Annotated in this window: 34 protein-coding genes; 33 read left to right on the forward strand and 1 reads right to left on the reverse strand. The window is 69.9% G+C overall.

The features are described 5' to 3' along the window. Window positions 1-8: 8 nt before the first annotated feature. The 28 genes from ABZZ79_RS02885 to ABZZ79_RS03020 all read left to right on the forward strand — a co-directional run bounded on the left by ABZZ79_RS02885 (window position 9) and on the right by ABZZ79_RS03020 (window position 15,415). Entirely contained in the window at window positions 9-440 is a 432-nt protein-coding gene (locus ABZZ79_RS02885) for a hypothetical protein (protein WP_356685723.1), read from the forward strand. Window positions 441-520: 80 nt separating this feature from the next. Then, window positions 521-970: a WhiB family transcriptional regulator gene (locus tag ABZZ79_RS02890; protein WP_356685725.1), complete on the forward strand. Its 450-nt coding sequence runs from the start codon at window positions 521-523 to the stop codon at window positions 968-970. Between the two features lie 73 nt (window positions 971-1,043). Further along, entirely contained in the window at window positions 1,044-2,111 is a 1,068-nt protein-coding gene (locus ABZZ79_RS02895; RefSeq protein WP_356685726.1) for a helix-turn-helix domain-containing protein, read from the forward strand. Continuing rightward, window positions 2,108-2,806, forward strand: a complete 699-nt coding sequence (locus ABZZ79_RS02900; protein WP_356685728.1) for a hypothetical protein — start codon at window positions 2,108-2,110, stop codon at window positions 2,804-2,806. Before ABZZ79_RS02895 ends, ABZZ79_RS02900 begins: the two co-directional genes overlap by 4 nt. Then, complete coding sequence (locus ABZZ79_RS02905; protein WP_356685729.1) at window positions 2,803-3,090, forward strand: hypothetical protein; 288 nt, start codon at window positions 2,803-2,805, stop codon at window positions 3,088-3,090. The genes ABZZ79_RS02900 and ABZZ79_RS02905 overlap by 4 nt, the downstream gene beginning before the upstream one ends. Then, window positions 3,087-3,389 (forward strand): hypothetical protein, encoded by a 303-nt coding sequence (locus tag ABZZ79_RS02910; protein WP_356685730.1) that lies wholly within the window; start codon window positions 3,087-3,089, stop codon window positions 3,387-3,389. The genes ABZZ79_RS02905 and ABZZ79_RS02910 overlap by 4 nt, the downstream gene beginning before the upstream one ends. Next, a complete protein-coding gene (locus tag ABZZ79_RS02915) occupies window positions 3,386-3,601 on the forward strand; it encodes a DUF6011 domain-containing protein (RefSeq protein WP_356685732.1) in 216 nt (71 codons plus the stop codon). The genes ABZZ79_RS02910 and ABZZ79_RS02915 overlap by 4 nt, the downstream gene beginning before the upstream one ends. Continuing rightward, a complete protein-coding gene (locus ABZZ79_RS02920; protein ID WP_356685734.1) occupies window positions 3,598-3,927 on the forward strand; it encodes a hypothetical protein in 330 nt (109 codons plus the stop codon). Before ABZZ79_RS02915 ends, ABZZ79_RS02920 begins: the two co-directional genes overlap by 4 nt. 3 nt (window positions 3,928-3,930) lie before the next feature. After that, window positions 3,931-4,443: a single-stranded DNA-binding protein gene (ssb, locus tag ABZZ79_RS02925; RefSeq protein WP_356685736.1), complete on the forward strand. Its 513-nt coding sequence runs from the start codon at window positions 3,931-3,933 to the stop codon at window positions 4,441-4,443. Further along, window positions 4,443-4,616, forward strand: coding sequence for a hypothetical protein (locus ABZZ79_RS02930; protein WP_356685737.1), 174 nt, complete (start codon window positions 4,443-4,445; stop codon window positions 4,614-4,616). The genes ssb and ABZZ79_RS02930 overlap by 1 nt, the downstream gene beginning before the upstream one ends. Before the next feature lie 11 nt (window positions 4,617-4,627). After that, a complete protein-coding gene (locus ABZZ79_RS02935; RefSeq protein ID WP_356685739.1) occupies window positions 4,628-5,008 on the forward strand; it encodes a hypothetical protein in 381 nt (126 codons plus the stop codon). 64 nt (window positions 5,009-5,072) lie between these two features. After that, the gene (locus ABZZ79_RS02940) at window positions 5,073-5,669 is read left to right on the forward strand and encodes a hypothetical protein (RefSeq protein ID WP_356685741.1); all 597 of its coding nucleotides are present in this window, start codon (window positions 5,073-5,075) and stop codon (window positions 5,667-5,669) included. Beyond that, on the forward strand, window positions 5,662-5,841 hold the full coding sequence (locus ABZZ79_RS02945; protein ID WP_356685743.1) for a hypothetical protein: 180 nt from the start codon (window positions 5,662-5,664) through the stop codon (window positions 5,839-5,841). Before ABZZ79_RS02940 ends, ABZZ79_RS02945 begins: the two co-directional genes overlap by 8 nt. After that, window positions 5,838-6,914: a hypothetical protein gene (locus ABZZ79_RS02950; RefSeq protein ID WP_356685744.1), complete on the forward strand. Its 1,077-nt coding sequence runs from the start codon at window positions 5,838-5,840 to the stop codon at window positions 6,912-6,914. Before ABZZ79_RS02945 ends, ABZZ79_RS02950 begins: the two co-directional genes overlap by 4 nt. Window positions 6,915-6,976: 62 nt before the next feature. Then, entirely contained in the window at window positions 6,977-7,357 is a 381-nt protein-coding gene (locus ABZZ79_RS02955) for a hypothetical protein (protein WP_356685746.1), read from the forward strand. Continuing rightward, window positions 7,354-7,842, forward strand: a complete 489-nt coding sequence (locus ABZZ79_RS02960) for a hypothetical protein (protein ID WP_356685748.1) — start codon at window positions 7,354-7,356, stop codon at window positions 7,840-7,842. The genes ABZZ79_RS02955 and ABZZ79_RS02960 overlap by 4 nt, the downstream gene beginning before the upstream one ends. Further along, window positions 7,839-7,985: a hypothetical protein gene (locus ABZZ79_RS02965; RefSeq protein ID WP_356685750.1), complete on the forward strand. Its 147-nt coding sequence runs from the start codon at window positions 7,839-7,841 to the stop codon at window positions 7,983-7,985. Before ABZZ79_RS02960 ends, ABZZ79_RS02965 begins: the two co-directional genes overlap by 4 nt. Next, window positions 7,982-8,497 carry a hypothetical protein gene (locus ABZZ79_RS02970; RefSeq protein WP_356685752.1) on the forward strand — a complete coding sequence of 172 codons (516 nt, stop codon included), beginning with the start codon at window positions 7,982-7,984 and terminating at the stop codon, window positions 8,495-8,497. Before ABZZ79_RS02965 ends, ABZZ79_RS02970 begins: the two co-directional genes overlap by 4 nt. 129 nt (window positions 8,498-8,626) lie before the next feature. Continuing rightward, window positions 8,627-9,337 carry a hypothetical protein gene (locus ABZZ79_RS02975; RefSeq protein ID WP_356685754.1) on the forward strand — a complete coding sequence of 237 codons (711 nt, stop codon included), beginning with the start codon at window positions 8,627-8,629 and terminating at the stop codon, window positions 9,335-9,337. Window positions 9,338-9,588: 251 nt separating this feature from the next. After that, a complete protein-coding gene (locus ABZZ79_RS02980) occupies window positions 9,589-10,692 on the forward strand; it encodes a Fic family protein (protein ID WP_356685756.1) in 1,104 nt (367 codons plus the stop codon). A 331-nt stretch (window positions 10,693-11,023) separates the two neighbouring features. Then, window positions 11,024-11,950: a DUF2637 domain-containing protein gene (locus ABZZ79_RS02985; protein ID WP_356685758.1), complete on the forward strand. Its 927-nt coding sequence runs from the start codon at window positions 11,024-11,026 to the stop codon at window positions 11,948-11,950. A gap of 10 nt (window positions 11,951-11,960) precedes the next feature. Continuing rightward, a complete protein-coding gene (locus tag ABZZ79_RS02990; RefSeq protein WP_356685760.1) occupies window positions 11,961-12,113 on the forward strand; it encodes a hypothetical protein in 153 nt (50 codons plus the stop codon). An 11-nt stretch (window positions 12,114-12,124) separates the two neighbouring features. Then, window positions 12,125-12,652 (forward strand): hypothetical protein, encoded by a 528-nt coding sequence (locus tag ABZZ79_RS02995; protein WP_356685762.1) that lies wholly within the window; start codon window positions 12,125-12,127, stop codon window positions 12,650-12,652. Then, window positions 12,649-13,281: a hypothetical protein gene (locus tag ABZZ79_RS03000; RefSeq protein WP_356685764.1), complete on the forward strand. Its 633-nt coding sequence runs from the start codon at window positions 12,649-12,651 to the stop codon at window positions 13,279-13,281. Before ABZZ79_RS02995 ends, ABZZ79_RS03000 begins: the two co-directional genes overlap by 4 nt. A gap of 247 nt (window positions 13,282-13,528) precedes the next feature. After that, window positions 13,529-14,101, forward strand: coding sequence for a hypothetical protein (locus ABZZ79_RS03005; RefSeq protein WP_356685766.1), 573 nt, complete (start codon window positions 13,529-13,531; stop codon window positions 14,099-14,101). After that, on the forward strand, window positions 14,101-14,310 hold the full coding sequence (locus ABZZ79_RS03010) for a hypothetical protein (protein WP_356685767.1): 210 nt from the start codon (window positions 14,101-14,103) through the stop codon (window positions 14,308-14,310). The genes ABZZ79_RS03005 and ABZZ79_RS03010 overlap by 1 nt, the downstream gene beginning before the upstream one ends. Window positions 14,311-14,459: 149 nt before the next feature. After that, window positions 14,460-14,855: a hypothetical protein gene (locus tag ABZZ79_RS03015; protein WP_356685769.1), complete on the forward strand. Its 396-nt coding sequence runs from the start codon at window positions 14,460-14,462 to the stop codon at window positions 14,853-14,855. Window positions 14,856-15,019: 164 nt separating this feature from the next. Beyond that, a complete protein-coding gene (locus ABZZ79_RS03020; protein WP_356685771.1) occupies window positions 15,020-15,415 on the forward strand; it encodes a hypothetical protein in 396 nt (131 codons plus the stop codon). A gap of 51 nt (window positions 15,416-15,466) precedes the next feature. Here ABZZ79_RS03020 and ABZZ79_RS03025 read toward each other — a convergent pair whose 3' ends face one another. Further along, window positions 15,467-16,009 carry a hypothetical protein gene (locus ABZZ79_RS03025; protein ID WP_356685773.1) on the reverse strand — a complete coding sequence of 181 codons (543 nt, stop codon included), beginning with the start codon at window positions 16,007-16,009 and terminating at the stop codon, window positions 15,467-15,469. Window positions 16,010-16,143: 134 nt separating this feature from the next. Between ABZZ79_RS03025 and ABZZ79_RS03030 the strand changes: the two genes are divergently transcribed. The 5 genes from ABZZ79_RS03030 to ABZZ79_RS03050 all read left to right on the forward strand — a co-directional run bounded on the left by ABZZ79_RS03030 (window position 16,144) and on the right by ABZZ79_RS03050 (window position 22,607). Continuing rightward, the gene (locus ABZZ79_RS03030; protein ID WP_356685775.1) at window positions 16,144-16,836 is read left to right on the forward strand and encodes a hypothetical protein; all 693 of its coding nucleotides are present in this window, start codon (window positions 16,144-16,146) and stop codon (window positions 16,834-16,836) included. A 240-nt stretch (window positions 16,837-17,076) separates the two neighbouring features. Continuing rightward, window positions 17,077-17,574, forward strand: a complete 498-nt coding sequence (locus tag ABZZ79_RS03035; protein ID WP_356685777.1) for a helix-turn-helix domain-containing protein — start codon at window positions 17,077-17,079, stop codon at window positions 17,572-17,574. Then, window positions 17,561-18,838, forward strand: coding sequence for a PBSX family phage terminase large subunit (locus ABZZ79_RS03040; protein WP_356685779.1), 1,278 nt, complete (start codon window positions 17,561-17,563; stop codon window positions 18,836-18,838). Before ABZZ79_RS03035 ends, ABZZ79_RS03040 begins: the two co-directional genes overlap by 14 nt. Window positions 18,839-18,856: 18 nt before the next feature. Then, complete coding sequence (locus ABZZ79_RS03045) at window positions 18,857-20,371, forward strand: phage portal protein (protein WP_356685781.1); 1,515 nt, start codon at window positions 18,857-18,859, stop codon at window positions 20,369-20,371. A gap of 10 nt (window positions 20,372-20,381) precedes the next feature. Then, entirely contained in the window at window positions 20,382-22,607 is a 2,226-nt protein-coding gene (locus ABZZ79_RS03050) for a phage minor capsid protein (protein WP_356685783.1), read from the forward strand. The last annotated feature ends 18 nt before the right edge of the window (window positions 22,608-22,625 follow it).

Consider the following 22,625-nt stretch of genomic DNA (forward strand, 5'->3'; position numbering starts at 1 on the left):
TCCCTGGCATGATCCTGCCGACCGTGTGGCTCGCCAGCCCGGACGGCTTGGTCTCCCTCGACCTGATCGCCATCGAGCGGGCGATGAACGGGCAGCGTCACGGATGGACTCTGGCGTCGGAAGAAGCCTGGTACGCGGCCCGCGTGATGCTCGACGCCAAGGTGCCGTACTCGAAGATCGTCAGCCGGGTCGGCCTGAGCGTATCGACGCTGAGGGAATGGTTCCCCGGTGAGATCGCTCCCGCGAGCCCTCACCTCGCCCGCCCGGGGAACCGCAAGTGCGGGCACCGCCGCGGGACAAGGCGCGGCTACCGCTGGCACGCCGCACGGATGGAACCGCCCTGCGACTTCTGCATGGCCGGCATGCGGGCGGCAGACCGCCACTACCGACAACACGGCACGTACATCGGCGCCCCGCAGATCACCAGGGTGCCCCGATGACGGGCGTCAGCGACCCCCGTCATGTAGCCGCTACCAGCCGCAATTCGTTTGATCAAGAACGACCGTACGGAGGTCCCGTCATGGATCGAGAGTGGGAACTGATGGCCGCTTGCCGGCCCCTGGACCCCGACGTCTTCTTCTCGCCGCGGACGCTCGGCCTGGCCCGGCAGACCTGCCGGGACTGCCCGGTGCGGCCTGAGTGCCTGGAGTCGGCCCTCACCCGGGAGGCCGATGTCGCCAAGACCTTCCGGACCGGCATCGTCGCAGGCCTCACCGGTGCCCAGCGTTGGGAGATCGACAAGCAGCGGAAGGCTCCGGTCGCGGCCGCAGCCGACGAGCCCCCGAAGGCGAAGCCGAAGCCGACGGGGCGCCCGCGCGGGACCGGGCTCGCCCGCTGTGGCACCCGCGCCGCGTACCAGCGGCACTTGCGGAACGGAGAGTCCGTCGATGAGGCGTGCCGGGCCGCCAACGCCCGCGGCGCCGGGCAGTACCGCCACACCGGCTCCACCCAGATCGCGGCCGGCCGATGAGCACCGGTGGCCCTGCGGATGAGTCCGGCCGCGGGGCCACCGGCCACCACCCCACCCACCGAATGAGGAGCGAGTGAGCACCGAGGCCGTGACCTGGGCGATGGACGACGCCCCGATGCTGCGGACCGACAAGGGTCGGCCGGACAGCACGGCGCGGCACGTCCTCCAGGTCCTGGCCGAGCACGCCCGCTCCGACGGTTCCAACAGCCATCCCTCGGTACTGCGGATCCAGTACCGGACGGGTTTCGACGAGCGGACCGTCCAGCGCGCACTGCGTCGCCTGGAGGCCGGCGGCCTGATCCGGCAGCACGGCACCGTGCAGGGGCGCAAGAGGTGGCGGCTCCAGATGCAGCTCCAGCGGCCGGAGTTCGACTGGGCGGAGCTGGAGGCCGAGGCCGAGGACGCGAAGAAGCAGGCTGCGGAGCGTCAGCGCAGGGCCCGGGCGAAGCGCGTCACGTCGTCTGAGGACGTGACGGTCACGCATGGAGAGTCCGTGACTGTCACGCACTCAGACGACGTGACAGAGGGGGATGTCACGCACCCAGAGTCCGCGAGTCACGCACTCTCGATGCGTGACGTCACACACTCAGAGTCCGAACGTCACGCACTCAGTGCCCCCCTAACCGTCATTAACCACCAGGGGAACCATCAGGAACCGTTCGCGGGCCAGGCAGACGCTTCCGGTCCCGCCGCCACACCCACCCCCGGTGACACAGAAGACGCGCAAGACGAGGTTCTCGCGGGAGAGCCTGCCGACGACGTTCCGGCCGAGGCTCCGGAAGCATCCGTCACCGCCCAGACGATCGTCAGCGAGTGGCTGGACAGATGCTCCGAGCGCCCTCCGTCCCGCGTTGTCGGCCAGCTCTCCAGAGAGATCCGGGTCCTCCTCGATGAGGACCGGATCCACCCCGACCACATCCGTCGCGGCATCGCGCACTGGATGCGCAAGGGCCTTCACCCGTCGACGCTCCCCAGCGTCGTGAACGAGGTCATGAATGCCGCCGCGGCCCCGACTGGCGCCCGCCCGGGCCCCCAGGCCGCGAACTCCCTCTACGACCAAGCGACCGGCACGACCGTCTTCGACCGCGCCCGTGCCCGCATCGCCGCCCGCACCGCCGCTCAGGAAGGACAAGGCCAGTGACCCAGGACGAAGCAGTCCTGCTGCTTGAGTACGTCGCCGCGGCCTGCCCCGCGCAACGCATCGGTGAGTTCACCCCCGACGTCTGGGGCGAACTGTTCGCCCCGTACAGCCTCGACGAGGCCCGGGCCGCCGTCATCGTCGTCGCCAGCCAGCAGCCCTTCGTAGCTCCCGCCGACGTGATCACCGAGATCAAGGCCCGCCGCTCCGAGCGCATCGAGCTGGCGAACATCGTGTACGACGGCGATCCCCTGGAGACTGGCGCCGAGTCCGCCGCGAACATCCGGGAGATCATCCGCGCCGCTGGAGACGGCCTCACAGGCCCCAGCAGCATCGCCGGGTCTCTCGGGACCGCCGAGCGCCTCGCACTGCCCCCAGGCGCCGATCACGACCCGTACGAGGGCCGAGCAGCCGCCGCCCGCGCCGCGATCGGCAGGATGCCTGCCGGACGCGACAGCTCCACGGACCCCCGCTCACGGCCCTGCCGACGGTGCGGCGCCGCCCCCGGCAGCAGCTGCACCACCGCTGGCCGCCGCCGCCAGGACGTCCACCCCGTCCGTCTGGAGGACACCAAGCGGACGGCCGCTGGCCTCCCGCTCCTCGACCACGACCAGGCGGAGGCCCGCATCAAGGCCGCGGCCGCCGCCGCTCTTGCCCTCACCCGCGACGACCAGGAGCAGGAGGCCGTGGCGTCATGACGGCAATCCCTCAGCAGCGCAGGCCGTACCGGTTTGCCGCCATGGCCGTGCAGTGCAGCTGGTGCCGTGCCCGGGTCGGCGAGCTGTGCACCAACCAGCGCGGAAACGTCGACCGCCGCCGGGACGTGCACACCACCCGCCAGGCGGACTGGATCAGGGTCATGTCAACCCGCTGCCCTGAGCGCATCTGCCAAGCCCCCGCCGGCCAGCCCTGCACCCTCACCCCCAACGCCCACCAGGCCCGCATCAGCGCGGCCGCCACCCCGACCACCACCACTCCATGAGACCCATCCCGTGCAGAGACTGCCGCCGCCCCGTGCTGTGGACCACCACCGAGGCCGGGCGACGCCTCGCCGTCGACCCCGACCCGGACCCCGCCGGGAACGCGGCGGTCTGGCGCGACGGGACCGGCGCCGTACGGTCCCGCCGCCCCAGCGAGGACCTCCCGCTGAACGGCTGGGAGCGGCTCTACATGCCGCACGTCGCCACCTGCCCCGCCCGCATCCAGCAACTGGCCCTCCCCGGCGCCCTCCCGGCCGGAGTGACCAGCCTCGACGCCCACCGCAGAAGGAAGCGCCGATGAAGTGCTGCTACTGCCCGCACCAGCTCCGCACGAAGGAGTCAAAGGCCCGCGGCTACGGCCCGATCTGCGGCCAGAAGCTCGGCCTCATCCCCAAGCCGACGCCCCGTCACCGACCCGCGCTGACACCCGTCAAGCCCGTCACGACGGGCCCCGTTCACCCCGACCAGACCGCCATCCCCATCCAGCCCACCCTCCCCACGGAGCCCGAGTGACCGACAACCCGAACACCACATACCGCGTCCTCCGCGAGGTCCTCGCCGAACGCGCCCGCCAGGACGAGAAGTTCGGAGAGCAGAACCACCCCGACGGCACCGGCAACAAGAGCCAGCAGGAGGCCGCCGACGCCGCCCGCCGCTGGTGCCAGAGCGCCTTCGGCTCCGGATACGGCACCTGGTCCGACGTCCTCGCCGAGGAGGTGGCCGAAGCCAATGGCGAGCGCGACCCGGCCAAACTGCGCGCCGAACTCGTCCAGGTCGCCGCCGTAGCCGTCGCCTGGATCGAAGCCATCGACCGCCGCACCAACTCGAAGGAGAACTGAACCTTGTCTCTGCCCACCATGACCGGAGTCGGCCGACTCACCGGCGACCCGGAGCTGCGCTTCACCCAGGCCGGGAAGGCGGTCGCGTCCATCCCGCTCGCCTTCAACTCCCGCCGTCTCAACCAGCAGACCCAGCAATGGGAAGACGGCGACGTCTTCTACATCCGCGCGACCGTCTGGGAGCGCCTCGCCGAGAACGCGACCGAGAGCCTGTCCAAGGGCATGGAGGTCATCGTTACCGGCGAACTCCGCACCGAACGCTGGGAGAAGGACGGCCAGAAGCACGAGCGGCCGGCACTCCTCATCAGGAGTATCGCCCCCAACCTCGCCTTCGCCGTCGCCCAGGTCTCCAAGGACGCCGCCAGCCAGCAGAACGGCAACGGCCAAGGCGGACGCCCCGCACAGAACCAGCAGCGCCCCCAGGGCCAGACCCAGCGCCGCAACGGCCCGCCCCCGCAAGACGACCCCTGGGCCGTCGACGCGGCCAAGGGCTACAGCGACGAACCCCCGTTCTGATGGCCGCCGTCCTCAGCCTCCCCGGAGGCACCCGAGACGCCTCCGAACTCGTTGAAGCGCTCCTCGTCGCCGCCCAAGCCCGCGACACCACCGCACCTCAACTCGCCGCCCGCTGGCGCAAGCTCGCCGACGACATCGGCGACGCACTCGACGCCCTCCCACCACCACGATAGGAAACCGACACGTGACCGACCACCCGTACAGCGACGACGACCTCCGCGCAGCCGCCGCCAAATACACCGGCGAAGGCTGGGACTCACTCGCCATCCGCGACGACATGGACGAGAACGAGCCCTGGAACAGCCTCGACGCTGACCAGCGCAAGACCGCATGGCGCAAGATCGTCGACCTCGCCACCAAGGCCCCCGACCTCTCCCACTGGGCCGTCGCACTCGGCGCCGACGGACTCCAGCCCGACGGACACACCATCCACCTCGGAATCGACCCCGGCAACGGCGACCAGCCCCGCGTCCGCCTCCACTTCGCGTTCGCCCCCAACACGTCTGACGCCGACCGCGACCACTTCGTCCTGACGCTGTCCAAGCGCATCCTCAACAGCCTCTGACCACACCGCATAGGACAGGGACCCCACGCAGGGACCCACCTCCGGCCACCACCCCGGAGACACCATGTCCACGACAGCAAACCACCCCCGCAGGAACCAGGAACCGGAACCGGTTCGCCCCTGGTTCGCGCGCCTGTTCAGCAGGACCCCCCGACGCAGCATCGCCTCCCAACTGCCGTCCGGTTCCGAGATCGCCGCAGCCTTCGAGCGCGGTGTCCGACGGGCCGACGACCTCCGTACCGCCCGTGAGGAAGCCACGCGCTGGAAGGACCACGCCGACTCGTACGAACGGGAGCGTGACGGCGCATACCGCGAGCGGGCGCAGCTCCTCGCCTGGCTCGCCGCCCTGCACCCGTCATCGGCCGTCATTACGCAGTCCCCGGATGTCGACGAGGACGGCTGGCAGCTGCTCTACCTCGTGGCCGGCGGCTGGCAGATGTCCTGGCACATCCACCCCCGCGATGCCGACCTGTTCCGGCACGTACCCGTGGTCGACGTGACCGATCCGCGGGCGCAGTGGGACGGGCACGGCACGCTCCAGAAGTACGAGCGGATGGCCAACCACGTCCGGCTCCTGGCACTCGATCAGCTCGGCGCCGACGGGGCGACGACACCCGTCATGACGCCGCCCGCCACCGTCGACGAGCCGCGGAGTGCCTGAGCCCATCGAGTCTGAGGCATGCGCGCACTGGATCGGCGCCGATCGCCGGCACTGCCGCTCCACCGACCGCGTACGCCTCTACCTCATCGGCCGACGCTGCCCCGACCACACCCCGAACGCCCTCAAGGGCCTGCCCGAGCCTGGGCCCGAAAACCGAGAGGCCACCACGTGACCAACATCGCCTTCGTGGACTGCGAGACCACCCACCTCGACGCCAGCATCGGCGTGGCATGGGAAGTCGCCGTCATCCTCCGCGAGTTCGAGGACGACCAGCACACGGACACCGAGTACTGCTGGCAGATCCGCCCCAGCCTCGCCAACGCCGACCCCGAAGCCCTGGCCGTTGGGCGCTTCGAGGAGCGGTTCGCCGTCCCGCCTGGTACCGAGGCCGCATGGACCGCCGACGAGAGCGGACACGTCGCGCCAATGACCCGTCGCGAGGCCGTCACCGCCATCGTTAACGTCCTGTCCGGCGCCGTTCTCGTCGGCAGCAACCCCGGCTTCGACGACCGCCACCTCCGGCGACTCGTCGGCCGAGGCCGCGCAAAGTGGCACTACCGGCCGTACGACATCGTCCAGCTCGCCGCCACGAAGATCGGCGCCCAGACTGCCGGCCCGCTCCCATGGCGAGCGCACGTGCTCTCCCGGGCGGTCGGCGTGGAACCACCCACGGAGGACGTCGCGCACACCGCGCTCGGAGACGCGCGCTGGGCCCGCGACGTGTACGACGCCGTCATGACGCGGGAGAAGATCCCGCTGTCGTGGGAAGGCCGCGCAGCGCACGCCATCGGCCTGTACACCCAGCCCCTTGAGACCCCGTCACAACCCGTCGTGACGGGCGACGACGTCTTCGTGCCACGCACCGAGCGCTCGTACTGGGTGGACATCGCCGACGCGTTGAACGCCGCCCACGTCGCGGGCATGCCCGTCGGCGTCGACCTCGACGGCACCCTCACCGATCACAACGCCTGGTCGGTCATTTGGGACCACGAGACCGAGCGCTGGACGGTCGCCGGATACGACGCCGACCTGGACGAGGACCAGGACGACGACGAGCCCGAGGAGACCGGCGACGCCGACGGCGACGTCTTCGAGCTGATCTCCGAGATCGCCAGCCGCCTCAGCGACGCCACCGACGAAGGCGAGTTCCACGCCGTGAGCCTGATCGGCGACCTTGCGAACGGGCGCAAGACCATCGCCGAGACCCGCGCCGAGCTCGCCGAGATCACCTTCCGCCACGTCTGACCGCGGGCCGGCCGCCCGCGCAGCAACCGCGGGCGGCCAGGGACCCACCTACAGAGGACCACATGACCACCATCACCCCGAACCCCCACAGCCCCTACGCCACTGCGACTCCCGACCACCGGCACATCATCGACTCGTTCGACCGCCTCCTCGGAGCCCCGAAGCCCGGCGGACTCGTCCCGACCGCCTGCAACGCTCTGGCCGTCGTGCCCGAGGAGCCGCTCCGCAACGCCCTCGTCCGCAAACTCCCCGACGGCGTGTGCCCGGACTGCATCGCCGTCACGCGCGGCGGACAGCCGCCGCATCGGCCGACCTCCCAGTGCAAGGACTGCGGCTCGCCGACGGGGCACGGCGACCTCTGCGCAGTGTGCCGGCAGGAACGGCACGAGGAGTGGTGGCCGACGCGATGCAACGAGCAGGCCGCCGACGAGGCAGGCGAGTGAGCGCCATGACCGACCCGAACACCACCGTCCGTGCCGAGTTCGAGGCCGGCCACCGCGACGCCACCCTGTCCCAGTCCGACACCAAGCTGCTCGCCGAACTCGCCCCACTCACCCGCGTCATCGACACCGTCCTGCACGAGACGCCCGTCCGCCTGGGCGACCCGGCCAGCGTGGGCGACCTCTCCGCCGCACTGACGGTCCGCGTCGCCGCCTGGTGTGGCCGGACCGTCCTGCCCGCGGGCGCGCCGGGCGCGCCTGGGGAACAGCCCACCGCATGGCCCCCCGAGATCCAGGACTGCTACCGCAAGCGCGCGTTGCAGTGGGGCGCCGCCGAGGTGCTCGTCACCGCCGCTCGTGAACGAGGCGAGACCGAACTCGACATCGACGAGATCGCCAAGGCCCTGGGCCTGGACGACGAAGAGGCCGCCCCGGACCCAGAAGCCCCCCCGATCGCCTGCACCGAGCCCACCAGGAGCCACCAGTGACCTACCTCCTCGTCGCCCTCCTCGCCCTGGCCGCCGGCTGGTGCTGGGGGCACGCGACCGCCCGCATCCGCCACGTCTCCATCGGCGCCACCGCCGAGCAGGACCAGGCCGCCCTCGACGACGACGCCCGGAGCGCCCCGTGACCAGACCTGCCCCCTCGCCCGACATCAAGGCCGTCCTCCGCGCCGCCCAGGCGTTGACAGAGCAGGTCCGACGGGTAGCTGACGCCCTGACGAGACCCGTCACGACGGCCGACGACATCGCCCAGGAGCCCGCGTCCTGCCCCGTCTGCGGGCGCGCACACCCGGGCGAGGACTACTGCACTGAGCCCGCGCCCCCATCCCTGGCGGAGCAAGTCGCCGAAGCGATCGAGTACACCCTCCTGCCCGACATCGCCAACCGTGGTGTCCGGCAGGCGACCGCGCGCCGAGCAGCGAACAACGTGATGGACGTAGTCCTGCCCACCACCCGCGTGACCGCCGCCCTCCACCGGTCCGCCGAGGAGGACCTGGCCCGGGTCATCGCTGTGTACGAGCGCTGGAAGCAGGCCGGGCCGCCGCCGATCGGCACATCCCTGTCGTGTTGGTGGGATGAACGGCTCGCCGAGCTGCATATCGCGGTACACCCGCCGGCCGACGAGTCCGACACCCCGTGACGTGCGTCACCGGCCGTCAGCCTGCCTGATCGCCCCCCTGAGCACGCGGAAGGGGCGCGCTTCCCGTCTGGCCAGACCAGCGCGCCCCCAGGCAGTGATCACCGTACCTCTAACGTCCCAGGAGTCGCGATGGCCACCGCCGACCACCTCCACACCGTCATCAACCACTGGGCGGACCTCCAGACCGCCCTCGCCACCAACCAGGCCGACACCTGGCCCCCCGTCATGGGCATCGCCCGACTCCACGACCACCTCAAGGCCACCGACTACGCCGTCGAACTCCGTGCTCTGGAGCGCAGCCCCGACCAGATCGGCGCCACCGCTGCACCCCTCCGCATCGCAGTCCTCGACGTCATGACGGCCGTCGACCGGCAGCTCGTCGACGTCGCCGACAGCATCGCCAGCGCCATCCAGCGGATGCCCACCACCCGGGTCCCGATCCGGGTGGCCGGCCCCGGAGACGATGTCGCCCTCCAGCTGCGGACGCTGATCCTGCGGGACGAGGCCGACGATCGCCGCTGGTCCTTCACTGACCCGCGCCGACGCACCGGACCGTACGCCGCGGCCTGGCTCCTCGCCCGTCATGACGGGGCGCCCGGGCCTTTCGCCAAGCTCACCCCGGTCCAGCACGACCAGATCGCGGCCGCCGCCCAGTGGGCCGCCGGACAGATCGCCCAGGCCCTGGAGATGACCAGGCGCACCCAAGCCCTGGAGCGGCCGTGCCCGCACTGCCGCGGCCAGCTGCACATCGAGGGCGGGGACGGCCGAGACCCCGCCGTCTGGTGTGGCGGCTGCGGCCGCACCTGGATGGGCGGCAGCGTGGTCGCACTGCGGGAGTGAGCTGTCCCAGTAGAGGGATGCCAGGCCGCAGCACGAGCATTTCGGCCAGTGCACGGGACTGGCCGACCGGTAACTTGCCTCAAAGCGAGTCCCCTATAGACTGGACAAAAATAACCCTCACAATCCATGCAGAGCCTTCTGAACTGCATACTTACAGATGTATCAAGGGGACAGTAGTGCGGTCATACGAAGGGTCACACCCGTGGATCAACTTCCTCCTGAACCTGGAGAGTCTTGATCACAAGTGCTGGATGCTCGTCGGCGAGGCCGTCTCCAAGCTGGACCACATCGCTGGCGTCCCGCTCCAGCCGTCAGTCGCTGCCGAGCTGAATCGGGTCTTTCTGACGAAAGGCGCCCACGCGACCACCCAGATCGAGGGCAACACCCTGTCCGAAGAGCAGGTCCGGCAGCGCGTTGACCACGAACTGACCCTTCCGCCCTCACAGGAATACCTAGGGCAGGAGATCGACAACGTCATCACGGGCTACAACCTGATCATTGGCGACGTCTTGGAGAAGCGTTCCCTCCAACTGACCGTTGAGCGCGTCCGGAAGTTCAACGAGATCGTCCTCGAAGACCTCCCCGACACAGACGCGAAGGCTGGCCAGATACGGACAACCAGCGTGGTCGTCGGTGCCCACTACCGTGGCGCCCCTGCGGAAGACTGCGCGTACCTGTTGGACCGTCTCTGCGGATGGCTCGAAGGATTGCGCAACAAGACGTTGGGGACCGTATACGAGAAGCCCGTCGCCGTCCTGTCCGCGATCTTGGCTCACCTCTATGTCGCTTGGATCCACCCCTTTGAAGACGGCAACGGGCGAACCGCGCGCCTGGTTGAGTTTCAGCTGCTGGTCCGCTCAGGGGCCCCAACAGTGGCCGCGCATGTACTCGCTGATCACTACAACAAGACACGCAGCGCCTACTACCGTGAGCTGCGGCATACCAGCGAGATCACCCCGTACACAGTCAACGGCTTCATCGCGTACGCACTCCAGGGGCTGGTCGACGGGCTTCGGCAACAGATCGAGGAGATCCAAGCGCAGCAGCTCGGCGTGACGTGGGTGAATTTCGTCCACGAGGCCTTCCGGGACAAGCACACGCCCGCGTGCGCTCGTCAACGTCTGCTGGTGCTGAGCCTGCCCGTGAACGAGTGGACGCCGAAGGCATCCATTCGGGAGCTGACGCCACAGTTGGCCTTGGCCTATGCGGGCAAGCAGGACAAAGCGGTGACTCGCGACGTGAACGCACTGGAGGCAATGGGGCTCTTGGCCCGCAACAAGCGAGGTGTCGTCACGACCGTTCGGCCCAGCGTGAATCGCCTCCGGGCCTTTATGCCCCTCGTTGCGAACGACTAGAGACGACACAGCTCAGCGCCACGCAGGGACGGCCGACGCAGCCGCCGGAGGGCCGAGAAGCTACCCGCCCCGGCTGCGCATCTCGTTGCGCAGCCGGGGCGGGCACGGCCACCTGACGATATGTGCTCGACCGGAGGGCGCCGGTGACGCTCCCATGACGCCCGTCAGCCCCCACGCTCGTTGAACACGTAGCACCGCCCGCGCCCAGCGCGGTACCGTCATGGACGGCGCAGATGCCCCACGCAGGGCGTCACCCTCCAGAACTGAGCGAGCCCCGGACGCGGAGATTGCAGCTCCGGCCGAGGCTCTGACCATCGGAGAGTGACCTCCTATGGCTGAGCTGCACCCTAGTGCGCCCACCCATCACCGCACCATCCACCCGCGCGCAGCTCGGACACTCGCTGTCGCTGCCGCGGTCCTGATCTTCCTCCTCACCGGCGTCTCCCTCTGGCTCTCCTACGAGCACCTCCACGACGTCGGCGCCCGCCACGGCTTCTCCGGCGACCCCATCCGCGCCTGGGCGTGGCCCGCCACCCTCGACCTCTTCTACGCCGCAGGCGAGGTCCTGATCCTGCGCGCTGCCCTCGCCCGCCGCATCGACTGGTGGGCAATCTCCCTCGTCGTCTTCGGCGCCGGCGGATCCATCGCCCTGAACATCGCCGGAGTTGGCCCAGCCGCCGAGCTGCTGGACTACGTCGTTGCCGCTGTCCCCCCGGTCGCCAGCCTGCTGGCATTCGGCGCCCTCATGAACCAGCTGTACCGCGTCCTCCGCGAGCCCGCCGGAGCCCCCGTTGACGGCACCCGGAAGCCCGCGGCGCGAACCGTGAGGGCCCCCGTCATCCCAACCGCCCCCACCGCGCTGCCCACCGCTGCCCCGGCACCGACCCGAGCTGCGCAGCCCACTGCCCCCGCCACGCCCGCAGCGCGCGTGACGCCCGTCAGCACGTGGGGGCAGGTCGTTCCAGTCGACGCCGACCTGCTGCCGATCGTGCCCCGCCCTGCCGCGCAGGCTCCGGCTGCCGCCCCGCTCCCGGCGCCGATCACGTACAGCGACCCCCGGTGCGCCGTGCTCCGGTCGCTGTACGACACCGTGCCGCCGACCCGTCCGGGCACGAAGGCCATGAGACTGGCGCTCGTTCAGGCGGGCTACGAGGCTCCTTCGGACGGCATCATCCGCGGCACCCTGCGCACCGAGGTGGAGGCCCACGAGCCGCACCTCGCCGAGCTGCCGCCCGCCCCGTTCGCCATCGGTGCCTGACCCACCCGCTATGACCGCCGTGTTCGGCGTGTGCTGTGCTGCGTGCGCGCTGGTCGCGCTCGCCGGTTTGGCCCTTCTGGTGCCTTCCGACGTCCCCCGCATCAGCGGGAGCGTCGCCCTGATCGTCACCCTCGCGGCGCTCGGCGTCGCCGTCCTCCGCTGAAGGACCTCGCAATGGCCCTCGCGCCCCTCGACATCCCCGTCTACAGCTACGTCTCCCTGGGAGGCGTCGTCACCGGACTCTCCCTCTTCGCCTGGGACTTCACCCGCTGGTGGACCAGCCACAAGAAGCGCTTCGCGGTGAAGCCCCTGAGCGCACTGCTGCCACAGCTGCTCTGCATGGCGTACGGCGCACTCCTCGTCCTGTCCGCTGGAGGGATCATCGGCGGCGCCGCCGACTGGTCCCTGTGGGGCACGAACACGGCCGGAGACATCGTCCTCGTCTACGGCCTCGGCGGCACGACCCCCGACGTAACCCGGGGCACCCACCTCGCGCTCACGCCCGGCGGGCACGCCGTGGTCATCATCATCACCGTCGTCATCGCTGCCGTATGCAGTCGGCGCGGGTTTCGCTGGGACTTCGTCCGGCACATCCTGTCCGGGATCAGCCTCGGCCTGGCGTCCAGCATCGCTGGCTTCATCGGGTTCGCCGTCGCACCGTCCGTGTCCTGGGCCGGCGACTACGTCACAGGGCTCCTGTGAAGTCGCGCCCGGCGGACGGCGAGCCGACCGAGCAGGCCGACGAGCCGGGGGAGGGCGGAGAGCCGAGCAGCCGCAGCCGTGTTGTGGCTCTGTTCGTCGTGGGCCTGGTGGTGGCCTGGCGCCTCGTCGCCGCCTTCCCTGAGCTGGCCTACGTCGTCGTCGGCGTCTTCGGAACGCTGGGCTGTCAGAGCTTCACGGTATGGCGCGAGGGACGTCATGCGGAGCCGGTGGAGACGGCCTGGCAGCTGGACGTCGGCGAGGCCCTGCGCCGCCTGGTGCGCGACGACAGGGGCGTCCTCCTCACGGTTCTCCGCGACGACCTCCAGCTGCCCGACACCAAGGCCGTGAAGGCGCTCCTGAAGGCCGACGGCATTCCCTGGAAGGCCGTGCGCACGCGCGAGGGGAACGGGCCGGCTGTACACCGGGATGCCATTCCGGCCGCCCCTTCCCCGGCTGATACCGACGCCCACGGTTCGGGTTGTTGTTGCAGGTCAAGCGACAACGCCAACAGCAACAACAGTGCCGGAGAGGGGTCAGGGGAGGGGATCCGTGTGCAGCGCACGGACGGCGGACTCGTGATCTACGACCTCTGCGAAGGCGACAACCACCGCACCACGACCGACCACTAGAACCCCGGGGCGGCCGTCTGCTGCCAGGCGATCCGGCCGCCCCGGTCCCCATCCCGTACACGAGACTGGAGACCGTCATCATGGCCTTCCGCCGATCCGTCCCCCAAGAGGAGCTGCGCGCGACGATGACGCAGAGGCACCTCGACCGGCATGCGACCAACTACCAGGCCTCGCGCGGTGGCCACTACCCGACACCGTCGCGGCCCGCTCCCGGCACACCGCGTCACGACCAGAAGAAGGGCTGACCATGCGCACGCTGCCGCACGACTCCTACATCGAGGCCGTCACCGAGACCCTCACCGCCAACGGCCTGAAGCCTGCCGAGCTCTGGACCGACGACGGCGAGAGCCGCGGCACGTACTGCTACCTCAACGCCGTCATCACCCTCGACCCCAGCGGCACTCACGACACCGACGACGAGGACCTCCCCGAAGGCACGCCCTGGCGCCACGGCCTGCTGCTGATCTGGGAGTGGCACACCGGCATCGAGGAGGAGGACGGCGAGCCCGAGCGCGGCCCCCTCTGGCTGTTCGCCGAGCTGAAGGCCGACGGCTCCTGTGAGTACCCGACCACCTTGCCGGTGTACGGGTACGCCAGCCCGGCCGCGATCGTCGAGGCCGCGCGCAAGGTGATCAGCCGGGAGATCGGCGCTGGCCACCTTTTCAACGGCGGCACACCGACGTGGGACGGCCAGCTCATCGGCGACTCGTGGGAGCAGCACGCCGAGCTGGACGCCGCCTGCGAGGCGTGGGGCACCGACGAGGCTGCCTCCGGATCGGAAGCCGCCCCCCGGCCCATGTCGACGAAGGAGACCACCTGATGAGCGAGCGACTGACGGCACGCGTGCTGTTGCTGATCGGCGACCAGGCGGAGATCACGACCCCGCTCCGGGACCACGCGGACCCGGAGCGGGTGCCCGTGGAGCGCCTCGTCCGAGAGACCGGCATTCCGCGTGATGAGCTGGCTGGCGCCGAGCTGGTCGCGGTCGTGGGCGGCGACGGCCGGTTGGAGCGGTTCGAGAGGGCCTGATCACGGGGCGGGGGCGGTCTGCGGATCGCCCTTTCCCTCGGCCGAAGTGTTGCAAATCTAGAAGTGAATGCTGTAAAGTTAGAGATGTCAGGGCGGGGGGTGAGAGCCCCGGGCCTGACGCCAGTTGAAAATTCCAGAGAGGAGAAGTCGTGGCAGACCACGACAACCACAGGGAGCGTCTCCTGACGCTCATGGAAGTCCTCATCGGTGCCTTCGCCTACGTGCAGGCCCTGCTCGAAGACCTCCCGCTCCCCGTCACCATCCCGGACTTCACGCCGGGCGACGACGAGGACGCCCCCACCACGGCTCTGCTGAGCCTGGACCGGGTGCGCCACATCATCCCGGACCTGCCGATCTCGGGCCGCCACAAGCAGGCCTTCGATCACGCGATCCTGGACTGGTTCACGGCGTACGAGCTGATCGTCATCACCAAGATGGCGGGACCCGCTCCCTGGCGGCTCGATGCAGCTGAGTTCTCACTCAACCGGGTCGTCACCTGGATCGAAATGATCGAGGAAGACGAGCCGGAAGTCGACGAGTCGTAAAGCCCCCCGCCCCGGGCAGCCAGCCCGGGGCGGGGCCCTCTCCTACTGGCCCCGCAGCACCGGCTCTCACACAGAAACGGGGCCGGCGCGATCCCCAGGCGCGCCTGGGGGTGAGAGAGCGCCGGCCCCACCAGTTGAAAACTCCGCAAAGGAGAATCCCCACCATGGTAGAACGACCCGGCTGGATCACCCCCGAGATCGCCGAACACTACGGCGTAGGCATCCACACTGTGACGAAGACCTGGGCGCAGCACCCCGCCTGGCCCGCCCCGGCCAGGAAGCGCGGACGCTACAAGGAGTACGACGCGGCCGACGTCGCCGACTTCGTCCGGCGCCACGTCGACCGCCAGGCCGTCGCCCTCGAACCCGAGCGGCTCTACACCGCCCAGCAGCTGGAGGAGGCGGGTATCGGCATCACGGCGGGTACGATCCGCGCGGACCTCGCCCGGAGACGCTGGCCCGAGCCGGACGACACCGAGCACGGCGTGAACCGCTGGAAGGGGCGGAACGTCACGGCCGTCATGACGGGTCGACGCAGCTACCGCCGCCAAGGTGACTGATCATCCAGCCCAGAGACCCAGGTCTTGCGTTCCTGTCGCTGGACGGACTGATCAGTACACAGGATGTGGCGGCACTTCTTCCAACTTCCCATGTCGGTCGATACTCCAGCGCACGCCCGCATCGTCCAGGAAGGTGATCCAACGCTCTCCGGCTTCGGGCTTCAGCTCGAAGGTCAACGCATCGCCCGCGACCAACGCTTCCAAGGGCATCGGTCGATCTTCGAACGGCGTGGAAACGCGCCCCAAGGTCTGCGCTCTCTGATCCTGGATGAGTCGGCCCACCTTCGGTTGGTCGTTGCCGAAGCGGATTATGATCTCGTAGATCGGGGCATCGCTCAGATTCTGCAATGCGCCAATGCTGAACGCTCTGATCCCTTCCTGAACTTGAACCATTCGAGCCTGTTGCTCCCGCCGTTCCTGTGCCGCCGCACGCAGCGCTTCTCGTTCCAACGCCAAGTTCGCCGACTGCTCTGCGATGAACTGACGCTGCTCGCCGATCTGCTGTCGTTGGCTGGTGATCGTCTGGTAGGCGAACCAGGCTGCACCACCCGCGAAGAGCGCCGCGCCCCATGTCGGCACGTCGCCCCACTGCACTGGGCCCACGCCCACCTCCCGCTCACGTCCGGCTATCTCGGCAGACGCCGTCAGCCTCTTCACAGTTCCCGCGCACCAGGTGTCCGGTCTGCGGCATGATGCCCCAGCAGCAACCGCCGTGCCCAGGGGAGACCATGCGCATCCGCCACACCGCCGCAATCGCCTTACTCGCCAGCGCGCTCACCGCGTGCTCGGCGAGCAGCACTGACGACAACGCCGACGCCCCGGCATACAAGGTCGTCACGCAGGACGCCAGCGGGAACAAACGCAACGTCGTCGTGGAGGTCGACACTGCGAAGGGCCTTCGCGCCGTCTTCGACGCCGTTGTCGGCGACCTCACCGACGAGGCTGGCTACTACATCATGATCAACTGCTCTACCGGCGGTACCGCAGACCTCGACAACCGACTCGCCAACGGACAAAAGGCCATCGGCCGCATGGGCGCCGCCACGACCGGCCTTGAAGAAGGCGGCACCGAGTTCTCCACCAACGACGGCCGCACGTGCCCGGTGAGCGCGGCCGAGCAAGCCAAGAAGAAGGCAGCCCTGGAAGCCGCAGCAACGGCGGCCGGCATTCCGCCCGAGCCGACCGGTGTAGACCGCCAGGCCCTCCTCGACACCCTCGCCGCAGCCGCCCCTGACGTCGTCCGATACGAGGACAAGGCCGTCGGCGCTGCGCGCAACCAGTGCTCCGCGATCAACGGCGATGCGAACAAGCTGGACTGGCTGGCCTCGCAGCGCTTCACGTACAGGGACGTGGTCACCACGGAGGAACAGGGCGCGAAGCTCAACGCGGCGCTCAAGGCATCCGGCTTCTGCAAGGTGTGACGTATTTGCCTTCAGGTCCTCAGTGATCCATCCTGGGGCCAAGTCCGGCGTGCCCGGACGCGCAAGCCGCTGCGGACGAGAGCCGCAGCCGAAGAGGTCTGGCTGCTGAACACGGCTGCCAAAGCCGCCAGCCAAGTTCGCCCCTGACACAACGCGTTCGCCGTGAGCGGTCAGGGGCTTTTTCTTCCTTCGGCCCCTGCCACGAGCGGGGGCTGAAGTGCGTCCGGGGGGTGACCGCCCGTGGGCACAGCCAAGCCGGTATCAGAGCGGGAGCGCCAGCGCGTCCGCGAGCTGCACGCCGAGGGCAAAGGCCGCAACGAGATCGCCGAAATCCTCGGCCGCGGCGGCCGCACGATCAGCACCATTGCTAAGGACCTCGGCCTCTCCTTCTCCCGGGCCGCCGAGGTCCGGCAAGCAACCGAGATCCGTACCGCGGACCTCGCTGCGCGCCGCGCCGACTTCGCGGTCAAGCTCCAGGACATTGCCGAGCGCGAGGCCGCCAAGATCAACCAGCCACACGAATACTGGGACTGGGGCGGCAAGGAGCACGACTTCGACACCCACACCGCACCCGAACCAACCCCCGGCGACAAGCGCGCGTACATGTCCCTGGTGGCCACCGCCGTGGACCGCTCCTTGAAGCTCTCCCCGCCGAAGGAGGAGGGCGGCGCGGACGCGGTCGGCGCGCTGCTCACGGGCCTCTTCGACAAGCTCCGAGCCAAGCATGGCGACAACTGAGCTGGGGCTGTCCGACAAGCAGGAACGGAGCATCGCCCACTCGACAGCCTGGCTGAACGTCTGGGAAGGCAGCGTCCGGTCCGGCAAGACCATCGCCAGTCTCCTGCGCTGGCTGATGTACGTCTGGACAGCACCCGCCGGCGGCGACCTGGTCGTCATCGGCAAGACCTACGACACCGTGGCCCGCAACGTCTTCGGCCCACTCCAGGACCCGAACATCGTCGGTGCCGACACCGCCAAGCTCGTCTCCTACACTCGCGGCTCCAGCGTCGCGTGGATCCTCGGCAAGAAGATCGAGGTCGTCACCGCCAACGACGCCAAGGCCGAAGCCAGGCTCCGCGGCCTCACCGGCGCTGGCGCATACGTCGACGAGCTGACGCTCCTCCCGAAGGAGTTCTTCAAGCGCCTGGTAGACCGTATGTCGGTGCCCGGCGCGCTGATCTTCGCCACGACGAACCCCGACAATCCGGGCCACTGGGCGCGCAAGGAGTGGCTGAACCGTGCCGACGAGCTGGGCATCCGCACCTGGCACTTCGTCATGGACGACAACCCGGGCTTGTCCGAGGACTACAAGGCCCGGATGAAGCGGAACTTCACGGGCCTCTGGTACCGCCGCTACATCCTCGGCCACTGGGTCCAGTCCGAGGGCGCGATCTACGAGCAGTTCGACGTGAAGAAGCACGTCGTCTCGGCCCTGCCACGGATCGACCGCTGGCTGTGCGACGCCGTCGACTACGGCACCGTCAACCCGTACGCCGACCTCCTGATCGGCCTCGGCGCGGACCGAAAACTCTACGTTGTCAGCGAGTACCGGTACGACTCCCGCCGCGAGCGGAAGCAGATGACGGACGCCGAGTACTCGCGCGCCCGCCGGCAGTGGCTCGCTGCGGTTCCGCAACCCGGCACGAACGTGCTGGGCGTGCAGCCGGAGTGGACGGTCGTCGACCCGTCGGCAGCCTCCTACATCGAGCAACTGCACCGCGACCAGGTCCTCGGCGTCACCCAGGCCGACAACGCGGTGCTGGACGGCATCCGCACCGTCAGCAGCTTGCTGTCGACGGAGGACCTGTACATCCACGAGTCCGCCGCAGGCCTGATCGACGAAATCCCGGGATACAGCTGGGACGACGAGGCAGCAGAGCGCGGCGAGGACAAGCCGATCAAGGAAAACGACCACTCGTGCGACGCCCTCCGCTACGGCATCCGCACCACCGAGGCCCTGTGGCGGCCCTACCTGTCGGCCCGCCTGGACACGGCCGCCTGACCGAAGAGGAGGTGCCGGATGCCGCTGCCCACGCGGAACATGCCCTGGCCCCCGCCGCACCTCAAGCCCGCTCTCGACGCGATGAACATCTGGGACACCTGGTGGGGAGGCGACCCCGACCGCCTCGAAGCCCTCTACGGCGGGGGCAGCGGAGGCTTCGGCCCCGACCCCAAGCCCGCGCAGTACGCGGCTGGCGTGCGGGGCAGGATCGCCCGCTGGTGGTGGGGCACCCCTCCCGCCCCCGGCGAGCGCCGCACCAAACTCCACGTCCCGATCGCCGGCGACATCTGCGGCGGCAGCGCCGACCTCCTGTTCAGCGAGCCGCCGCAGTTCACCGTCGAAGACGACGCCACCCAGAAGCGCCTCGACCTGCTCACCGACGAGGGAATGCTGGCTACCCTCCAGACCGCCGCCGAGGTCGGCGCAGCCCTGGGCGGGATCTACCTGCGCCCCGTGTACGACCAGGACGTCGCCGACCGGCCATGGCTGCACGCCACCCACGCCGACCGCGCGGTCCCGACGTTCACGTGGAACCGGCTTTCGTCGGTGATCTTCTGGAAGGTCGTGCATGAGGAGGACGGCCAGGTCTGGCGGCACTTGGAGTGCCACGAGAAGGGCCGGATTCTGCACGGCCTGTACCAGGGCACGAAAGGGAAGCTCGGTCGGCCGGTTCCGTTGGAGGACCACCCGTCGACCGCCGGGTACGCCACCACGGTGGACGCCGAAGGGGCGCTCTACACGGGGTACGACGGGCTGGACGTCTCGTTCATCCCCAACCAGAACTCGCGACGGTGGCGCAGCAGTGAGGCCCTCGCCGATCTCGGCCGCTCCGACCTCGACGGCGTCGAGCCCTTGATGGACAGCCTCGACGAGACGTACGCCAGTTGGATGCGGGACATCCGCCTCGGAAAGGGCCGGATCGTCGTCCCGAACGCCTACCTCCAGAGCAACGGTCCCGGGCGCGGGGCGACCTGGAACCCCGACCAAGAGGCGTTCGCCGGCATCGACATGCTGACGCGCGGAGAGGGCACCCAGCTCACCGTCGCCCAGTTCGCGATCCGTGTCGCCGAGCACAGGGATACGGCCGAGGACCTGGTCAACCAAATCCTTCGGTCGGCCGGCTACTCGGGCCAGACTTTCGGGCTCGGGGGCGACGCCGCGGTAACCGCGACGGAGGTCAAGGCCCGTGAACGCAGGTCGATGACGACACGGGGCAAGAAGATCCTCCGCTGGAGGCCCGGCCTCGCCCACGCCATCCACGCGCTACTCGCCGTGGACCAGGCCGTGTTCCGCTCCGGTCTCACGCCTCAGCCACCGACGATCGAGTTCGAGGACTCGGTCCAGGAAGACCCGCTCAGCCTCGCGAACACCGCCGACGTGCTGCGGCGCGCGCAGGCCGCGTCCACGGACACACTGGTTCGCATGCAGCACCCGGAGTGGAACGACGTCCAGGTGGCGGCGGAGGTCGAGCGGATCCAGCGCGAGACGGGCATGACCGTGCCCGACCCCATGCAGCTGGGCGACGTACCGTAGGGGGTGCGCGATGCCGGTCTCCCCGTGGATGGCTGAGGACCTGTCCACGGGAGTCCGGGACCTGTACGCCGACGCCGAGGAGCGGCTCCTCGCGATGATTGCCCGGCGCCTGGCCGACGGCATCGACGCGCCCCAGTGGATGGAGGCCAAGCTCGCCGACGTCCAAGCCCTGCGCCGTGGCGCGCAGGCCGTCGTCGACGAGCTCGGCAAGGCGACGTCGCTTGAGGTGCACGACGCCGTGGCCGAGGCGTACAACGTGGGCGCCCGGGCAGGCATCATCGAGCTCGGCGCCCTCGCCGACGGCACCGCCGTACGGCTCGCCGAGCAGACCCCGGGCACGCGCCGGGCGGACCGTCTGGCGATGGAGACGATCGCTGTCGTCAACGAGTCCCATCGGGGCATCCTGCGGGGCGTGGAGGACGTGTACCGCAACGTCCTGGCCCAGACGGCAGCCACCCCCCTCGTTGGCGTGGAGACGCGTCGACAGGCCACGCAGACGGCCGTCCAGCGGTTCACCGAGCGTGGCGTCACCTCGTTCGTCGACCGCTCGGGCCGCAACTGGTCGATGACCACCTACGCCGAGATGGCCACGCGAACCGCGGTCGGCCGTGCCGCCGTGGAGGCCCACCACGATCAGCTGTCCGCGGCCGGCGTCGAGCTGGTCATGGTGTCGCAGTCGCCGCACGAGTGCCCGAAGTGCCAGCCCTGGGAGGGGAAGGTGCTGGCGCTGTCCGGGCCGGACGGCCGCCGCACGGTGGAGGTGGAGCACGCCACCGAGGACGGCCGCATGGTCAAAGTGGACGTGGCCGGCACCCTCGACGAGGCGCGGCTCGCAGGCCTCCAGCACCCGAACTGTCGGCACACGACGAGCGCCTACCTGCCCGGCATCACGCGGCCGCCCGCGAAGGCTGCCAAGGATCCGGACGGGTACGAGGCCACTCAGCGGCAGCGGGCGATCGAGCGGAACATCCGCAAGTACAAGCTGAACGCGGCGGCCGCGGTCGACCCGGCCAAGAAGCGAGCCGCGGAGGCGCGCGTGCGCGCGTGGCAGGGCCGGATGCGCGAGCACCTGGACGAGCACCCGGAGCTCATGCGGAAGCGGTACCGGGAGCAGCCCGGGGCGAGCAACCTGCCCACCGCGGCGCGGCCGCCGCAGGACGCAGTCGAGGCCGCGCGGATCCGGTCGGGCGACGCACGCACCCCGGCGGAGATGACGGACGAGCAGCTGGGCGCAGCGATGCGCTCGGGCGCCCTCGACCAGCGGGCCTTCGCCCGAGTCGAAGCGGAGGCCGACCGCCGGGACCAGGCAGCCCTCATGGAACGGGCGCGCCCGGGCGGGCAGCTCGCCGACGATCTGACGGGCTTCTCCGACGACGAGCTGGGGCGCGTCCTGCGGGACGTGTCGCCGGCCGATGCTCTGCGGATCGCCGCGGAGTTGGATCGCCGGGACCTGGACGCCGGCATGCCCGGCATCGACCGGACGCTGGTGGGCATGTCCGACGAGCAGCTCGGCATGCGTGCCGCGCAGGCAACCGGCGAGGACCTGGCCCGGATCGCGGCCGAGGCCGACCGGCGCCAGCTGCTCGCCACGGTGCTCCCTGGCGGGGAGCTCGCCGCAGACCTGTCGCCGATCGGGGACGAGGTCCTCGGGTGGGCGATGCGGTACGCGAACGCCGAGCAGGCCGCGCGGATCGCGGCCGAGCTCGACCTTCGGTATCCGCCGGAGCCGATGCCGGCAGCAGCGGGCGCGCATACGGTCGCGGGACAGCTCGCGGACCGGGCCGCCCTCGACGAGGCGCTCGGCCCGCTGAGCGCGGTTGACGAGTGGGCGCGCCTGGCCGACGAGTTGCCCGACCCGTACGCCGGGATGACGGCGACGGAGCGCTGGCTCGCGGAGCGGGAGGCCGAGCAGCAGGCAGCGCGCGGGGCGTACACGCGCGACCAGGTGCGGGAGATGTACCGAGAGCACATCTACTCGCAGCTCCTGGCGGCCGATGAGGCCACGAACGGGCGCCTGTTGAGCCGCAAGGCAGAGGCCGAGGGCGTCGATCCGGCATCGTTGTTCACGGGTCCGTCACATGTGGCCTACGCCCGCGCGTCGGAAGAGCTGAAACGGTGGTGGGCGGATCACCCGCGCACTACGCTGGCGGAGTACACGGAGATGGTCACAGGCGAGGCCAGCAGCGCCGCACAGACGGCCCGCAAGGCAGCCAGCGACCAGCAGAACCGACTCTGACTCGGGGGCAGCTGTGGG

It is taken from the genome of Streptomyces sp. NPDC006458 (genome assembly GCF_040612135.1).
In the GTDB taxonomy this organism is placed as follows: Bacteria; Actinomycetota; Actinomycetes; order Streptomycetales; family Streptomycetaceae; genus Streptomyces.

Bases quoted from the DNA above. Each gene is read 5' to 3' on its own strand.
- ABZZ79_RS02930 (WP_356685737.1), top strand. From the start codon at position 4,443: ATGGCCGCCGTCCTCAGCCTCCCCGGAGGCACCCGAGACGCCTCCGAA.
- ABZZ79_RS02905 (WP_356685729.1), top strand. From the start codon at position 2,803: ATGACGGCAATCCCTCAGCAGCGCAGGCCGTACCGGTTTGCCGCCATG.
- ABZZ79_RS03045 (WP_356685781.1), top strand. From the start codon at position 18,857: ATGCCGCTGCCCACGCGGAACATGCCCTGGCCCCCGCCGCACCTCAAG.
- ABZZ79_RS03030 (WP_356685775.1), top strand. From the start codon at position 16,144: ATGCGCATCCGCCACACCGCCGCAATCGCCTTACTCGCCAGCGCGCTC.
- ABZZ79_RS02915 (WP_356685732.1), top strand. From the start codon at position 3,386: ATGAAGTGCTGCTACTGCCCGCACCAGCTCCGCACGAAGGAGTCAAAG.
- ABZZ79_RS02990 (WP_356685760.1), top strand. From the start codon at position 11,961: ATGACCGCCGTGTTCGGCGTGTGCTGTGCTGCGTGCGCGCTGGTCGCG.
- ABZZ79_RS03005 (WP_356685766.1), top strand. From the start codon at position 13,529: ATGCGCACGCTGCCGCACGACTCCTACATCGAGGCCGTCACCGAGACC.
- ABZZ79_RS03020 (WP_356685771.1), top strand. From the start codon at position 15,020: ATGGTAGAACGACCCGGCTGGATCACCCCCGAGATCGCCGAACACTAC.
- ABZZ79_RS02955 (WP_356685746.1), top strand. From the start codon at position 6,977: ATGACCACCATCACCCCGAACCCCCACAGCCCCTACGCCACTGCGACT.
- ABZZ79_RS02910 (WP_356685730.1), top strand. From the start codon at position 3,087: ATGAGACCCATCCCGTGCAGAGACTGCCGCCGCCCCGTGCTGTGGACC.
- ABZZ79_RS02980 (WP_356685756.1), top strand. From the start codon at position 9,589: ATGCTCGTCGGCGAGGCCGTCTCCAAGCTGGACCACATCGCTGGCGTC.
- ABZZ79_RS03010 (WP_356685767.1), top strand. From the start codon at position 14,101: ATGAGCGAGCGACTGACGGCACGCGTGCTGTTGCTGATCGGCGACCAG.
- ABZZ79_RS03040 (WP_356685779.1), top strand. From the start codon at position 17,561: ATGGCGACAACTGAGCTGGGGCTGTCCGACAAGCAGGAACGGAGCATC.
- ABZZ79_RS02940 (WP_356685741.1), top strand. From the start codon at position 5,073: ATGTCCACGACAGCAAACCACCCCCGCAGGAACCAGGAACCGGAACCG.
- ABZZ79_RS03050 (WP_356685783.1), top strand. From the start codon at position 20,382: ATGCCGGTCTCCCCGTGGATGGCTGAGGACCTGTCCACGGGAGTCCGG.
- ABZZ79_RS02885 (WP_356685723.1), top strand. From the start codon at position 9: ATGATCCTGCCGACCGTGTGGCTCGCCAGCCCGGACGGCTTGGTCTCC.
- ABZZ79_RS02985 (WP_356685758.1), top strand. From the start codon at position 11,024: ATGGCTGAGCTGCACCCTAGTGCGCCCACCCATCACCGCACCATCCAC.
- ABZZ79_RS02890 (WP_356685725.1), top strand. From the start codon at position 521: ATGGATCGAGAGTGGGAACTGATGGCCGCTTGCCGGCCCCTGGACCCC.
- ABZZ79_RS02995 (WP_356685762.1), top strand. From the start codon at position 12,125: ATGGCCCTCGCGCCCCTCGACATCCCCGTCTACAGCTACGTCTCCCTG.
- ABZZ79_RS02975 (WP_356685754.1), top strand. From the start codon at position 8,627: ATGGCCACCGCCGACCACCTCCACACCGTCATCAACCACTGGGCGGAC.